7 protein-coding genes and 4 tRNA genes are annotated in these 13,910 nt (G+C 68.9%); 4 read left to right on the top strand and 7 right to left on the bottom strand.

The features are described from left to right. Position 1 precedes the first annotated feature (1 nt). The 3 genes from GTY56_RS30730 to GTY56_RS30720 all read right to left on the bottom strand — a co-directional run bounded on the left by GTY56_RS30730 (position 2) and on the right by GTY56_RS30720 (position 6,027). A tRNA-Asp gene (locus GTY56_RS30730) sits at positions 2–76 on the bottom strand. 93 nt (positions 77–169) lie between these two features. Beyond that, a complete protein-coding gene (gene hrpA, locus GTY56_RS30725) occupies positions 170–4,114 on the bottom strand; it encodes an ATP-dependent RNA helicase HrpA (protein ID WP_161368557.1) in 3,945 nt (1,314 codons plus the stop codon). A 104-nt stretch (positions 4,115–4,218) separates the two neighbouring features. Beyond that, the gene (locus GTY56_RS30720) at positions 4,219–6,027 is read right to left on the bottom strand and encodes a trypsin-like serine protease (protein WP_161368556.1); all 1,809 of its coding nucleotides are present in this window, start codon (positions 6,025–6,027) and stop codon (positions 4,219–4,221) included. A 1,010-nt stretch (positions 6,028–7,037) separates the two neighbouring features. Here GTY56_RS30720 and GTY56_RS40895 point away from each other — a divergent pair. Further along, a complete protein-coding gene (locus GTY56_RS40895; RefSeq protein WP_346345621.1) occupies positions 7,038–7,595 on the top strand; it encodes a site-specific integrase in 558 nt (185 codons plus the stop codon). 921 nt (positions 7,596–8,516) lie between these two features. On the opposite strand, the gene GTY56_RS30710 is transcribed toward GTY56_RS40895, so the two are convergent. The 4 genes from GTY56_RS30710 to GTY56_RS30695 form a co-directional block, all read right to left on the bottom strand. Next, positions 8,517–8,590, bottom strand: a tRNA-Phe gene (locus GTY56_RS30710). A 24-nt stretch (positions 8,591–8,614) separates the two neighbouring features. Then, positions 8,615–8,689, bottom strand: a tRNA-Asp gene (locus GTY56_RS30705). Positions 8,690–8,724: 35 nt separating this feature from the next. Continuing rightward, positions 8,725–8,797, bottom strand: a tRNA-Glu gene (locus tag GTY56_RS30700). Between the two features lie 81 nt (positions 8,798–8,878). Continuing rightward, positions 8,879–10,453 (bottom strand): metallophosphoesterase family protein, encoded by a 1,575-nt coding sequence (locus GTY56_RS30695; RefSeq protein WP_161368555.1) that lies wholly within the window; start codon positions 10,451–10,453, stop codon positions 8,879–8,881. 83 nt (positions 10,454–10,536) lie between these two features. Between GTY56_RS30695 and GTY56_RS30690 the strand changes: the two genes are divergently transcribed. The 3 genes from GTY56_RS30690 to GTY56_RS30680 form a co-directional block, all read left to right on the top strand. After that, complete coding sequence (locus GTY56_RS30690) at positions 10,537–10,887, top strand: metallopeptidase family protein (protein WP_031137833.1); 351 nt, start codon at positions 10,537–10,539, stop codon at positions 10,885–10,887. An 87-nt stretch (positions 10,888–10,974) separates the two neighbouring features. Further along, complete coding sequence (locus tag GTY56_RS30685) at positions 10,975–11,505, top strand: hypothetical protein (RefSeq protein WP_161368554.1); 531 nt, start codon at positions 10,975–10,977, stop codon at positions 11,503–11,505. A gap of 324 nt (positions 11,506–11,829) precedes the next feature. Beyond that, the coding region (locus GTY56_RS30680) for a DEAD/DEAH box helicase (RefSeq protein ID WP_161368553.1) at positions 11,830–13,910 on the top strand (2,081 nt) is incomplete at its 3' end.

The raw sequence follows: 13,910 nt of genomic DNA, 5'->3' as shown, positions 1-13,910 counted from the left end.
GCGGTCCTGACGGGATTTGAACCCGCGGCCTCCACCTTGACAGGGTGGCGAGCACTCCAAACTGCTCCACAGGACCAGGTTTCGCGGCGCCATTCGTGCGTTGCGCTGCGAGAAGAGACTGTACAGGAGGGTGAGCCCCGGGTCGAACTCACCCTGTGTACAGCTCCCGTCACGGTGCCGCCGCGTCGATCGCCTTCACGATCCGCTTGTCGGAGACGGGGTACGCCGTGCCCAGCGCGTGGGCGAAATAGCTGACCCGGAGCTCCTCGATCATCCAGCGGATGTCCAGGACCGACGACGGGACCGGCCGCCCCCGCGGCATCTGCTCCAGCAGCCAGGCGTACTCGTCCTGCATCTCCTGGACCTTCTGCATGCGCGTCGTGTCCCGCTGGACGTTCGTCGGCATCTGCTGGAGCCGCCGGTCGGCCGCCACCAGATAACGCATCAGGTCCGGCATCCGCCGCAGCCCCGCCTCCGTCACGAAGCCGGGCTTCACGAGCGCGTCCAGCTGCCCCCGCACGTCCTGGAGATTCGCCAGCAGCGCGGGGCTGCGTACGGCCTTCAGGCGGCGCTCACAGGCCTGCCAGGCGGCCAGGACCTGCTGCACCTGCCCCACCGTGCGGACGGTCGTGTCGACGATCTCGGCGCGCACCTTGTCGTACAGCTTCCGGTACGACTCCTCGTCCCACGCAGGCCCGCCGAAGTCTCCGATGAGCTTGTCCGCCGCGGCCATCGCGCAGTCGTCGAACAGCCCCTGGACCGAGCCGTGAGGATTCGCCGACAGGGCCAGCTTCTGGGCGTTCGTCAGGCGGTCGCTCGCGAATTTCGCCGGGTTCACCGGGATGTTGCGCAGGATCAGCCGGCGCGTGCCCTTCCACATCGCCTGCGCCTGCTCCGCCTCCGTGTCGAAGAGGCGCACGGAGACCGTGTCGCCGTCGTCGACCAGCGCCGGATACGCCTTGACCGGCTGACCGGCCCGGCGGGTCTCGAAGACGCGGGTGAGGGTGCCGATCGTCCAGTCGGTCAGGCCCGAGCGCTCCAGCGACTCTCCGCCCGAGCGCTCGGCCGTCGCCGCGGCCGCCTGGGAGAGGGCCTTGCGGGCCTTCGGGCGCAGCTTGAGCTTCAGCGCCTCCAGGTCCTTGTCCTCGGCCAGTTTGCGGCGCCGCTCGTCGACGATCCGGAACGTGACCTTCAAGTGGTCGGGGACCTTGGACAGATCGAAGTCGTCCGCCTCGAAGGGCACCCCGACCATGAGCCGCAGCTCGCGGGTCATGGTCGCCGTGAGGGGCTCCTGGAGGGGGACGGCCCGGTCCAGGAACGCCTTTGCGAAGTTCGGCGCGGGAACGTAGTTCCGGCGGATCGGCTTGGGAAGGGACCGGATCAGCTCCGTCACCAGCTCCTCGCGCAGCCCCGGGATCTGCCAGTCGAAACCCTCGTCCGTGACCTGGTTGAGGACCTGGAGCGGGATGTGGACGGTCACACCGTCCGCGTCCGCGCCCGGCTCGAACTGGTACGTCACCCGGAACTTGAGATTCCCCTGGCGCCACGAGTCGGGGTAATCGGCCTTGGTGACCTCGCCCGCCTTCTCGTTGATGAGCATCTCGCGCTCGAAATCGAGGAAGTCGGGCTGTTCGTGCCGCTTGTGCTTCCACCACGAGTCGAAGTGGGCGCCGGACACCACGTGTTCGGGGATCCGCTGGTCGTAGAAGTCGTACAGCGTCTCGTCGTCCACCAGGATGTCCCGGCGCCGGGCGCGGTGCTCCAGCTCCTCGACCTCCGTGAGCAGGCGGCGGTTGTCCGAGAAGAACTTGTGGTGCGTGCGCCAGTCGCCCTCGACCAGCGCGTTCCGGATGAACAGCTCACGGCTGATCTCGGGGTCGATCCGCCCGTAGTTGACCTTCCGCTGCGCCACGATCGGCACGCCGTACAGCGTGACCTTCTCGTACGCCATCACCGCGGCCTGGTCCTTCTCCCAGTGCGGTTCGCTGTACGTGCGCTTGACGAGGTGCGCGGCGAGCGGCTCGACCCACTCGGGTTCGATCTTGGCGTTGACGCGGGCCCAGAGGCGTGACGTCTCGACGAGCTCGGCGGACATCACGAAACGCGGCGGTTTCTTGAACAGGGCCGAACCCGGGAAGACCGCGAACTTCGCGTTGCGCGCCCCCAGATACTCGTTCTTGGCGCCTTCCTTGACGTCCTTCATGCCGACGTGCGACAGCAGGCCGGCCAGGAGGGAGACGTGGACGCGGTCGGCCGGGGCGTCGTCCTCGTTGAGGTGGATGCCCATCTGCTTCGCGACCGTGCGCAACTGCGTGTAGATGTCCTGCCATTCGCGGATGCGAAGGAAGTTCAGGTACTCCTGCTTGCACATCCGGCGGAAGGAGGACGACCCCCGCTCCTTCTGCTGCTCACGGACGTAGCGCCAGAGGTTGAGGTAGGCCAGGAAGTCGCTGGTCTCGTCCTTGAAGCGGGCGTGCTGCTGGTCGGCCTGGGCCTGCTTGTCGGCGGGGCGCTCGCGCGGGTCCTGGATGGACAGCGCGGCGGCTATGACCATGACCTCGCGCACACAGCCGTTCCTGTCCGCCTCCAGGACCATCCGGGCCAGCCGGGGGTCGACGGGCAGCTGGGCCAGCTTGCGGCCGGTCTCCGTGAGCCGCTTGCGCGGGTCCTTCTGCGCCGGGTCCAGGGCGTTCAGCTCCTGGAGCAGCTGGACGCCGTCGCGGATGTTGCGGTGGTCCGGCGGGTCGATGAAGGGGAACTTCTCGATGTCCCCGAGACCGGCCGCGGTCATCTGAAGGATCACGGAGGCGAGGTTCGTCCGGAGGATCTCCGCGTCCGTGAACTCCGGGCGCGCCTCGAAGTCGTCCTCGCTGTACAGACGGATGCAGATGCCGTCCGAGGTACGGCCGCAGCGGCCCTTGCGCTGATTGGCGCTGGCCTGCGAGACCGGCTCGATCGGCAGTCGCTGGACCTTGGTGCGGTGGCTGTAGCGGGAGATCCGCGCGAAACCCGGGTCGATGACGTACTTGATCCCCGGGACCGTCAGCGACGTCTCGGCGACGTTCGTGGCCAGAACGATCCTGCGGCCCGTGTGCGGCTGGAAGACGCGGTGCTGCTCCGCGTGGGAGAGCCGGGCGTAGAGCGGCAGGATCTCCGTGAACCGGTAGTTCTTCTTGGTGAGGGCGTCCGCCGTGTCCCTGATCTCCCGCTCACCGGAGAGGAAGACGAGGATGTCGCCCTTGCCCTCCTTCTGGAGCTCTTCCACGGCATCGGTGATCGCGGTGATCTGGTCGCGGTCGGCGTCGTCGCCGTCCTCCTCCAGCAGCGGCCGGTAGCGGACCTCCACGGGATACGTACGGCCGCTGACCTCGATGATGGGGGCGTCGCCGAAATGCCGCGAGAACCGCTCCGGGTCGATCGTGGCCGAGGTGATGACGACCTTGAGGTCCGGGCGCTTCGGCAGCAGCTGGGCGAGGTAGCCCAGCAGGAAGTCGATGTTGAGGGACCGCTCGTGGGCCTCGTCGATGATGATCGTGTCGTAGGCGCGCAGCTCGCGGTCGGTCTGGATCTCGGCGAGCAGGATGCCGTCCGTCATGAGCTTGACGAAGGTGGCGTCCGGGTCGACCTGGTCGGTGAAGCGGACCTTCCAGCCGACAGCCCCGCCGAGCGGGGTGTCCAGCTCCTCGGCGACCCGCTCGGCGACCGTGCGCGCGGCGATCCTGCGCGGCTGCGTGTGTCCGATCATGCCGCGTACGCCGCGCCCGAGCTCCAGGCAGATCTTGGGGATCTGCGTCGTCTTGCCGGAGCCCGTCTCACCGGCGACGATCACGACCTGGTGGTCGCGGATGGCGTCGGCGATCGCGTCCTTCTTCTGGCTGACCGGCAGCTGCTCGGGGTACGTCACCTCGGGCACGAGGGCACGCCGCCCGGCCATCCGTTCCTCTGCCTTGCCGACCTCCGTCTCGATCTCGGCGAGCACGGCGGCCCGCGCCTCCGGCTTACGGATCTTGCGCGCACCTTCGAGCCTGCGCCCGAGCCGGTGCGCATCACGCAGGGACAGCTCGGTCAGGCGGGGGGCGAGGGCGCCGAGGGCGGGGGCAGGGTGCGTAGACATACGGGATCCAGGATCTCATCCCGGGGAAATTCGTGGCTAACGCTTTTGCCCCGGGGGCGGGGGCGGTGCCGCCCCCGCCCTGTCCGGTCCCTCGGACCGGCGGTTCAGCCCCAGATGTCGTACTGCTGGAAGCCGGTGCCGACCGAGACCCGCGGAGCGAAGATCTCGCTGGTCGCCTTCCCGGTGCCCTTGTAGAGGTAGAGCGTGCCGCCGGGGGTGCGGGCCAGGAAGTCGGCGTTGCCGTCGCCGCTGACGTCGCCGACCGCGTCGAAAGCGTTGTACCCGGTCCAGGCGCTGCGCACCTTGATCCGAGGGGAGAACGCCTCGGAGCCGGTCTTGCCGGTGCCCTTGTACAGGTACAGGTCGCCGGTGCCGGCCTGGCGGGCGAGCAGGTCGGCCCTGCCGTCGCCGGTGAGGTCGCCGTGGCCGCGCACGGAGTTGTACTGGTTCCAGCCGGTGCGGACCGAGAAGCGGGAGCCGAAGGTGCCGTCGCCCTTGCCGGGGTAGGTCCACAGGGTCCCGTTGGAGTCCACCGACAGCAGGTCGGGCAGGTAGTCGCCCGTGACGTCGCCCGGCACGATGATCCGGGTGCGGGTCTTCCAGGCGGTGGCGATCCTCGTGTCGGTCCAGGAGCCGCCGGTGCGGGCGCTGTTGAGCACGAAGTGCTTCCAGTACACGTCACCGGTGGAGCCGACCCGGTAGATCAGGTCCTGGTACCCGTCCCGGTTGAGGTCCGTCTGGAGGATCAGGTTGGTGGCGCTCCAGTTGCCCCAGGAGACGCGGGTGCCGAACGAGGTGCCGCTGGAGTCCTTCTCGTAGGCGGTCTTCATGGAGGAGTTGCGGACGAAGAGGTCGGCCTTGCCGTCGGGCCTGCCGTTGAAGGTGCTCAGATTCGTGTCGTCGATCTGGCGGTAGGCGGAGCCGGCGTAGGCGCTCATCCTGGTGAAAACGCTGTAGTAGCCCTGGGTCACGCAGTCCTTGGTGCCCCAGGAGACCACTCCGGCGATCCGGCCGCCGACGATGAGCGGGCCGCCGGAGTCGCCGTTGCACGCGGCGGTGGTGCCGGTGTCGGTCCCGCTCTGGGTGCCCGCGCAGACCATGCGCCCCGGGGCGAAGGCCGTGTCGTAGACGCCGGAGCAGGTGCTGTCGGAGCGCAGGGTCAGCGTGGCCGTCCGCAGCGTCGGGGAGAGGTCCTGGCCGGTCGAGGTGGTGCGGCCCCAGCCGTAGAGCTTGGCCTGGGTGCCGGCGGCGTACGAGGCGGTGTCGCCGTGGGTGACCATGCGGATCGGCGTCGCCTTGACCGGGACGGCCAGGGTGAGCATCCCGAGGTCACTCTCGTACTTTGCCACCTCCCGGTCCACCGGGTCGTACCCCCACTGCCACCACTGGCGCTGTACCGCCGTGGCCGTGCCGCCGTGCAGGTCGGTGGCGCCGGAGGAGTCGGTGGTGGGCAGCTGGGCCGTGCCGGTGACGACGGCGCCGTGGGCCTGCCAGTTGTAGTCCCTGTTGTCGTTCCGGAGGCAGTGGGCGGCGGTCAGGATCTTCGTCGGTGCCACGACCGCGCCACCGCAGAAGAAGCTGACGTCGTCGCCGGTCTCGGGGGTGTCCCTGTCGTCGTGGTACCAGAGTTGGGCCATCCACGGGGCCGAGCTGAGCGTCGTCTCCGTGCCGCCGATGATCTTCGGGTCGATGGTCGACGGGGCCGTACCGGAGCTCAGCGACGACTTCTCGGTCGTCCCGCCGGAGGCGCCGCCGCCGGTGAGGGCACCCGCGATGCGCTTCTCCAGGGCGGCGGGCGAGGGCGAGCCGATGGCGGGCTCGACGGCCGGGGCGGCCGGCAGGGCGGTGGCCGCGCCGGCGGACGAGGGCATCACGGTGGCGGCGACGGCCGCGGCGAGGCCGATGGCGGCCATGGGCAGGACGATGCGTATCCGGCGTCTGTGACGGCCACCGGACGATGACGTGATCAACGAGTCCCCCCTGAGGAACCTGAGACAGGTGGGACAGGTGCGTCCCAACCGTCTCAGCGCCGCAGGGCAGGTCTTCGTCACAGGCGTCAGAAGCCGACCGGCCGGGTCTCTGAGCAGAAGATCGCGACCGAGCCGACGACGGTGCGAGCCAACGACAGAGCCCCTCTCCGATGGTGACGGAGAGGGGCTCAAGCCCTGGTGAGGGCTGCGGTGGCTGGGGCCGGGGTCGAACCGGCGACCTTCCGCTTTTCAGGCCGTGTCTTAGCGGCTGGGGCCCGATCCTGCTGAGGGCTGGTGACCTCGACGAGCCGTGGTTGTGCGCTGCTGTTGGCGTACGCCACGTCTGCCTACCTGGGGCTGGTCGCCTCCGCTGGGCCCCAGCCATTACGCACCGGGTCGGGCGGCAACGTCTGCCGGTAGGAGTCGGCTGGTGAAGCCATCGATGCGCAGCCGTTCGTAGGCGGCAGCGATGGGCTCCGGCACGACCTGTTCAATGGACAGGTCCCAGCCCGGGCACCCCAGGCGCAGGAGAACCAGGGCATCCCGGTGCCCGACACGAACATGAACTTGGAGGACTACCTGACCTGCTGGTTCGCGACCGTGGTGAAGGTTCACCGGCGTCCCAAGACCTTCCAGGGGTACGAGAGCGTGGCCCGGGTCCACCTGATCCCTTCGCACCTTGCGGGCCGCCGAGGTCAGGACGTGGCTGGCCCGCGTTGCGTCCGAGTGTCAGTGCTGCAAGCACGGCAGGGACAAGGAGCGGCCCGAGCCGCAGTGCTGCGCTGCGGGGGAGTGCTGCAAGGCGCTGCTGTCCCGTCGCATGGTGCAGTCCATCCACGCCGTACTCCGCAACGCCTTGCAGAACGCCCGTACGCGAAGAACTCATCGTGCGGAACGTCGCCCAACTCGTTCAGGTCCCCACACCCTCGTATGACACCGGGAAGGGCCTCAGCGTGGCTGACGCCAGGCTCCTCATCCGGGAATCGGCCAAGGACCGGTTGCATGCGCTCTACGTGCTCGCCCTGGTCCTGGGGATGCGACGAGGTGAGTTGTTGGGACTGCGCTGGGACGCGGTCGACCTGGACCGCGGAACGCTGACCATTGACCGCGCGCTGCAGCGTGTCGGGGGAGAGCTGAGGCTGGTCAAGCCCAAGACTCTGGCGTCGGTCCGTACCGTTCCGCTCCCGTCTCTTGTGGTGAAGGCACTCACCGAGCATCGCGAGCGGCAGGCCCAGGAGCGCGCTGCTGCCGGCATGGGATGGAAGGAACAGAGGCTGGTCTTCACGTCACGCAACGGCACCCCGCGGGAGCCGGATAACCTCCGGCGTAGTTGGGACCCGCTCCGTAAGCGTCTCGGTATGGAGATCCGATTCCACGATCTCCGACACTCGGCGGTTTCGCTTCTGCTGGATCTCGGGGCCGCCCCACATTGTTCGGCAGATTGTCGGGCACAGCGATATCGGGGTGACTATGAAGATTTACGCCCATGCTTCGCTGGGTGGGCAGCGTAAGGCGTTGAGCAGACTGGGGGAAATTCTTTCCTAGAGTGGTGTGAGGTTTGGTGAGCGGGAAGCGGCCAGCCCTCACGCGCGTTAACGAACCTGCTCATCGATTCCTTCAACTCTTCTTGTATGCAGGAGTCGCTTGGCCTTGTCTCGTGTTCGACTCGACACGTAGGGTCGCCGTGCCTGAATTTCTTGAAAGCTGTCATACAGCCTCTCAAGTTCCCCGCCGGGGACGTGGTCGCCTCTTCTGAACCGGTCCTCCATGGTCAACAGGTGGCCGTAGAGGTCGCCGTACTGGTCCGCCGAATGCTTAGCTGCCATTGAGCGACTGGTGAACCTGCCGGACGTCTTGACGGCCGTCGCGATTGAGGCAAGAGCGGTGCCGATAGCGAAGATCAACTTTGCCCACCAAACCCGCTGTTCCCCTAGGGACGCGAAAATTGCACCGCTAGTTAGGGCGGCCATGATGGTTGCTGAATATCCAAAGAGCTGACCGAGGCTATGCAACCGATAGGCTTCTATGGGGAGAGCGGTGGCCCATAGGCGAGCTGAGTTTATCTGCTCCAAGAGGCGATTCGGTGGAAGCTGAGGTCTTGCGCAGGTTGTCACGGGTGGAGGTTTGGCCATCCCGCGTTTTGCAGCACATCCTTTGCTTCCTCTGAACATCGCACCACCCATGTAATCCTCGGGTATCAGCGCGAGGTGCGTGCAGTGGGCGCGAAGACCCACTGTGTGGCGTCCCTCACAGGTGGAGTGTCCCGTGATCAACGCGGAGTCGCATGCGCGTGAGGCTGTTTGGGTGGGGCGCGCGCTTCCAGTTGGCGCGGGCAGGCGAGCACTCGCTGGCGTACCGGTTGGCGTACACGGCATGAAAGAGCCCCTCTCCAAGATTGATGGAGAGGGGCTCAAGCCCTGGTAGGGCGGTTGTGGCTGGGGCCGGGGTCGAACCGGCGACCTTCCGCTTTTCAGGCGGACGCTCGTACCAACTGAGCTACCCAGCCACGAGGTTTCACGTGAAACCTCAGCGGTCCTGACGGGATTTGAACCCGCGGCCTCCACCTTGACAGGGTGGCGAGCACTCCAAACTGCTCCACAGGACCAAGCTTCGTACGACAGTGTCGCACAGGGTGGTGCGTGCCCCCAACGGGATTCGAACCCGTGCTACCGCCTTGAAAGGGCGGCGTCCTAGGCCGCTAGACGATGAGGGCTATCGGCCCGCCTGGGCGCTTCTCAGCGCGTCGGGGACGTGAGAAGCATATGGGATGGCGGGAGCTATCGCCAAAACGGTTTCAGGGGCCGGGGGACGGGGTGGCCTCCGCGGGGGTGTTCGGGGAGGGGGTCGCGCCGGGCTGGTTCTCCTTCGGGAGGTGGCGGCTGACCTCGGCCGTCGTGAGGCCGAGACCGCCCAGTTCGATCTCGTCCCAGGCCTGGAGATGGCGGGTGTCCCGGTCGAAGTAGAGGATCGAGGCCTCGATGGGGTCGGGGTGCTTGCCCTCGATGGCGCGCAGGCCGCTGCCGCCCGTGGAGCCCTCGATGCGGAGCCGGGTGCCGTACGTGAGGATCTCCATCTCGTCGTGGTGGAGGTGGCCGGCCAGGACGAGGGGAACCTCGCCGTCGACCCCGCGGGCGGCGGCCGGCTCGTGGGCGATGGCGACGTCCACCGGGGTGCCGGCCGCGCTCTGGTCGCGCAGGGCGGTGGCCAGGCGGGCGCCGGCCAGTTCCTGGGACTGCCGGGCGCCGATCTGCCGGGAGCGGTCCGGGGTGAACTGCGGGTCTCCGATGCCCGCGAAGCGCAGGCCCTTGATCGTCTCGGCCTTTCCCTCGTCCAGGACGTGGACGTTCTTCAGGCCCTCCAGATAGCGCTGGGTGATCATGGAGTCGTGGTTGCCGCGGACCCAGACGTAAGGCGCTCCGAGGTCCTCGATGGGGTCCAGGAAGCCGTTCTCGGCGGCCGTGCCGTGGTCCATCGTGTCGCCCGAGTCGACGATCACGTCGACCTTGTACTGCTCCACCAGCGAGGTGATGATCTTCCAGCTCGCCGGGTTGAGGTGGATGTCGGAGACGTGCAGGACCCGGATCGTGGAGGGGTCGGGCGCGTAGGCGGGGAGCGTCGAGGTGGCGTCGTAGAGCTTGGTCACGTTGGTGACCAGGCGGGCCAACTCCTTCTGGTAGACGTCGAATTCCGTGACGATGCTGCGTGCGTTGCCGACCAGGGAGGGGGCCGAGGTGAGCAGGCCGGAGAACTTGGGTTCCAGGACGGAGTCGGGGCGCCAGGTGGCGTACGCGGTGCCGCCCGAGGCGGCGAGCAGGGTGAGGGCCAGGCCGCCGGCGGCCATCGCGCGGCGGGGGCGGCGGTAGACCGCGAGGCCCAGGGCGGTGGCGCCGACGACGACCGCGACGCCGGAGCGCACGGCCAGGTCGAGGGTGCCGCGTCCGACGTCCTCGGTGACCTCGTCCTGGAGCCCGGAGAGGCGTTCGGGGTGGTCGACCAGGGCCTGGGAGCGGTCGGGGTCGAGCTGGTCGACGTTGACGTCCAGGCGGACGGGGGCGATGTGGCTGTTCAGCTCCAGGGCGCCGAGCGGCGAGACGTTGATCTTCGTGCCGCCGGTGAAGGACGGGCGCAGGGTCATCGTGGTGTTCATGGGGCCGACCGGGACCCGGACGTTGCCCACGACCAGCAGGCCCAGCCAGGCGCCGAGGAGGACGACGGCGACGAGCCCGACCGCGCGGGTCCACGGGTGCGGCTGCGCCACGAGCTCGATCGTGGCGGGGGCCTGGCGGGAGCGGTAGCGGCGGGCCAGGGCACGCGGGGCGTTGCGGATGGGTTTCAGGACACTCAGGACTGCGGCGGGGACGCGGGCCATTGATCCCGTATGCCCAAGTGCGCGGCCGGATATGCGGCGCCGGGAGGCTCTCGTACGGCGGGGGTGTGGCCGACAATGGGCCTGTGCTGGAGATGACGCGTGAGGAGTTCGAGGAGCTGGTCGCCGAGGCGCTCGACCGGATCCCGCCGGAGTTGACCCGACTGATGGACAACGTCGCGGTGTTCGTCGAGGACGAGCCCCCGGCGGACGATCCCGAGTTGCTCGGGCTGTACGAGGGGACTCCGCTGACCGACCGGGGTGAGTGGTACGCCGGTGTGCTGCCGGACCGGATCACCGTCTACCGGAATCCGACGCTGCGGATGTGCGAGTCGCGGGAGGACGTCGTCGCGGAGACGGAGATCACGGTGGTGCACGAGATCGCGCACCACTTCGGCATCGACGACGAGCGCCTTCACGCCCTGGGCTACGGCTGACCGGGTTGTGAATACGGGGCGCGTGTCCTCTTGTGGGCGGCGGGAGTTGGAGATGTTGACTCCATCACCCTTTCCGGAGGTGGCCCCGTGCGCCCCTTGTTCGTACCCGTCCGACTGGCCGCCACGGTCGTGGCGGTCGCCGCTGCCGCCGGCTGCATGAGCGTCGGCGACGATGCGGGCGGGAGCGTCAAGCCGTCGCACTCCGCCGGGCAGCGGGGCGGCGAGGCGCCCGACGGCGGGCCGGCGGTGTCGGGCGGTGGCGCGGGGTTCGGCGCGGCCGGTGCCGAGGGGGAGCGTAGGCGCGGCAAGGACAAGAAGGACAAGAAGGGCAAGGGTGGCGGGGCGGGGGCGTCGGCGTCCCCCGAGGCGTCGCCGAGCGCTGACGCGAGCCCGACGGCGCCGGGGCATGTCAGGCCGGGGAAGCCGCCGCGGCCCACGGTGAAACCGCCGGCCCCGCCGACGCCCACCCGGACGGCCGAGCCGGAGCCCACGCCGACGCCGCAGGAGCCGACGACGTCTCCGGAGCCGACGCCGGAGCCGTCGTCGTCGGCGCACGAGCCGCCGGGGCCGCAGCTCGCCCAGCGGGAGCCGGCGCCGGAGGCGGGGGCGCCGGCGTAAGGGGGCGGAGGGTGCGCGGGAAGTTTTCTCCCCGGGGCGGGAACAATCCCGGCCGGGGGGTGGTTGGAGCCCTCGGGACGCTGTCCGGTCGTCGGACGGCTGCCCACTGTCGTCTGCACAGTCCGGTTTGCCTTGTGGGGCCCGGAGTGCGTATGGTGGCAGATCGTTTGATCCCATCTTGCCCGGCGCCACTGCAGAGCGCGCCGTGTGGCGCGTACTCTCCCTTGCCGTGGTGGACCGCATTGAGGCGGTCGTATTGCGAATCGCGAATCACGGAGTTGACGGGCGCGTGCCGACTGAGACTCCGGAAGGTTTCGCATTCGCATGTCCATCGCCAGTACTGATCACGTCGTCGTGCCCGAGAACGAGGCGGCCGAGGACGCCCCCGAGGTCACTTTCGCGGACCTCGGTCTCCCCGAAGGCGTTGTGCGCAAGCTCGCGCAGAACGGCGTGACCACCCCCTTCCCGATCCAGGCCGCGACCATTCCGGACGCCCTGGCCGGCAAGGACATCCTCGGCCGTGGCCGCACCGGCTCCGGCAAGACCCTGTCGTTCGGTCTGCCGACCCTGGCGCGTCTCGCCGGCGGCCGCACCGAGAAGCACAAGCCGCGCGCGGTCATCCTCACCCCGACCCGTGAGCTCGCGATGCAGGTCGCGGACGCCCTCCAGCCCTACGGCGACGTCGTCGGCCTGAAGATGAAGGTCGTCTGCGGCGGTACGTCGATGGGCAACCAGATCTACGCCCTGGAGCGCGGCGTCGACATCCTCGTCGCCACCCCGGGCCGGCTGCGCGACATCATCAACCGTGGCGCCTGCTCCCTGGAGAACGTCGAGGTCGCCGTCCTCGACGAGGCCGACCAGATGTCCGACCTGGGCTTCCTGCCCGAGGTCACCGAGCTGCTCGACCAGGTCCCGGCCGGCGGCCAGCGCATGCTGTTCTCGGCCACGATGGAGAACGAGATCTCCACCCTGGTCAAGCGGTACCTGAGCAACCCGGTCACGCACGAGGTCGACAGCGCCCAGGGCAACGTCACGACCATGTCGCACCACATCCTCATCGTGAAGCCCAAGGACAAGGCGCCGGTCACCGCCGCGATCGCCTCCCGCAAGGGCCGCACGATCATCTTCGTCCGCACCCAGCTGGGCGCCGACCGTATCGCCGAGCAGCTGTGCGACGCCGGTGTGAAGGCCGACGCGCTGCACGGCGGTATGACGCAGGGCGCGCGCACCCGCGTGCTGGAGGACTTCAAGAAGGGCTACGTCAACGCGCTCGTCGCCACCGACGTCGCCGCCCGCGGTATCCACGTCGACGGCATCGACCTGGTGCTGAACGTGGACCCGGCCGGGGACCACAAGGACTACCTGCACCGGTCCGGCCGTACCGCGCGTGCGGGCCGCTCCGGCACCGTCGTGTCGCTGTCCCTGCCGCACCAGCGGCGCCAGATCTTCCGGCTGATGGAGGACGCGGGCGTCGACGCCTCGCGCCACATCATCCAGGGCGCCGGCGCCTTCGACCCGGAGGTCGCCGAGATCACCGGTGCCCGGTCGATGACCGAGGTGCAGGCCGAGTCCGTGGGCAACGCCGCGCAGCAGGCCGAGCGTGAGGTCGCCCAGCTCACCAAGGAGCTGGAGCGGGCGCAGCGGCGCGCGAACGAGCTGCGTGAGGAGGCCGACCGCCTGATCGCCCGGATCGCCCGCGAGCAGGGTGAGGACCCCGAGGCCGCGGTGGCCGAGGCCCAGGCGGCGGTGGTGGCCGCGGCGGCCGAGGTGTCCGTGCCCGAGCAGCCGGCGGCGCAGGACGTCGACCGGGCGGACCGGGACGACCGTGGTGGCCGTTCGTACGAGCGTCGTGACGACAACCGTGGTGGCGGTTTCCGCCGGGACGACCGTCGTGATGACCGTGGTGGCCGTTCCTTCGAGCGTCGTGACGACCGTGGTGGTCGTGGCTTCGAGCGTCGTGACGACAACCGCGGCGGTGGCTTCCGCCGGGACGACCGTCGTGATGACCGTGGTGGCCGTTCCTTCGAGCGTCGTGACGACCGTGGTGGTCGTGGCTTCGAGCGTCGTGACGACAACCGCGGCGGTGGCTTCCGCCGGGACGACCGTCGTGATGACCGTGGTGGCCGTTCCTTCGAGCGTCGTGACGACCGTGGTGGTCGTGGCTTCGAGCGTCGTGACGACAACCGCGGCGGTGGCTTCCGCCGGGACGACCGTCGTGATGACCGTGGTGGCCGTTCCTTCGAGCGTCGTGACGACCGTGGTGGTCGTGGCTTCGAGCGTCGTGACGACAACCGCGGCGGTGGCTTCCGCCGGGACGACCGTCGTGATGACCGTGGTGGCCGTTCCTTCGAGCGTCGTGACGACCGTGGTGGTCGTGGCTTCGAGCGTCGTGACGACAACCGCGG

The sequence above is a fragment of the Streptomyces sp. SID5643 genome (assembly GCF_009872555.1).
GTDB classification, from domain to species: Bacteria; Actinomycetota; Actinomycetes; order Streptomycetales; family Streptomycetaceae; genus Streptomyces; species Streptomyces iakyrus.
This window is presented reverse-complemented; position numbering and strand designations above follow the sequence as displayed.

Coding starts and splice junctions, on each gene's coding strand:
- hrpA (WP_161368557.1), bottom strand. CDS start 4,114: ATGTCTACGCACCCTGCCCCCGCCCTCGGCGCCCTCGCCCCCCGCCTG.
- GTY56_RS30720 (WP_161368556.1), bottom strand. CDS start 6,027: ATGGCCGCCATCGGCCTCGCCGCGGCCGTCGCCGCCACCGTGATGCCC.
- GTY56_RS30695 (WP_161368555.1), bottom strand. CDS start 10,453: ATGGCCCGCGTCCCCGCCGCAGTCCTGAGTGTCCTGAAACCCATCCGC.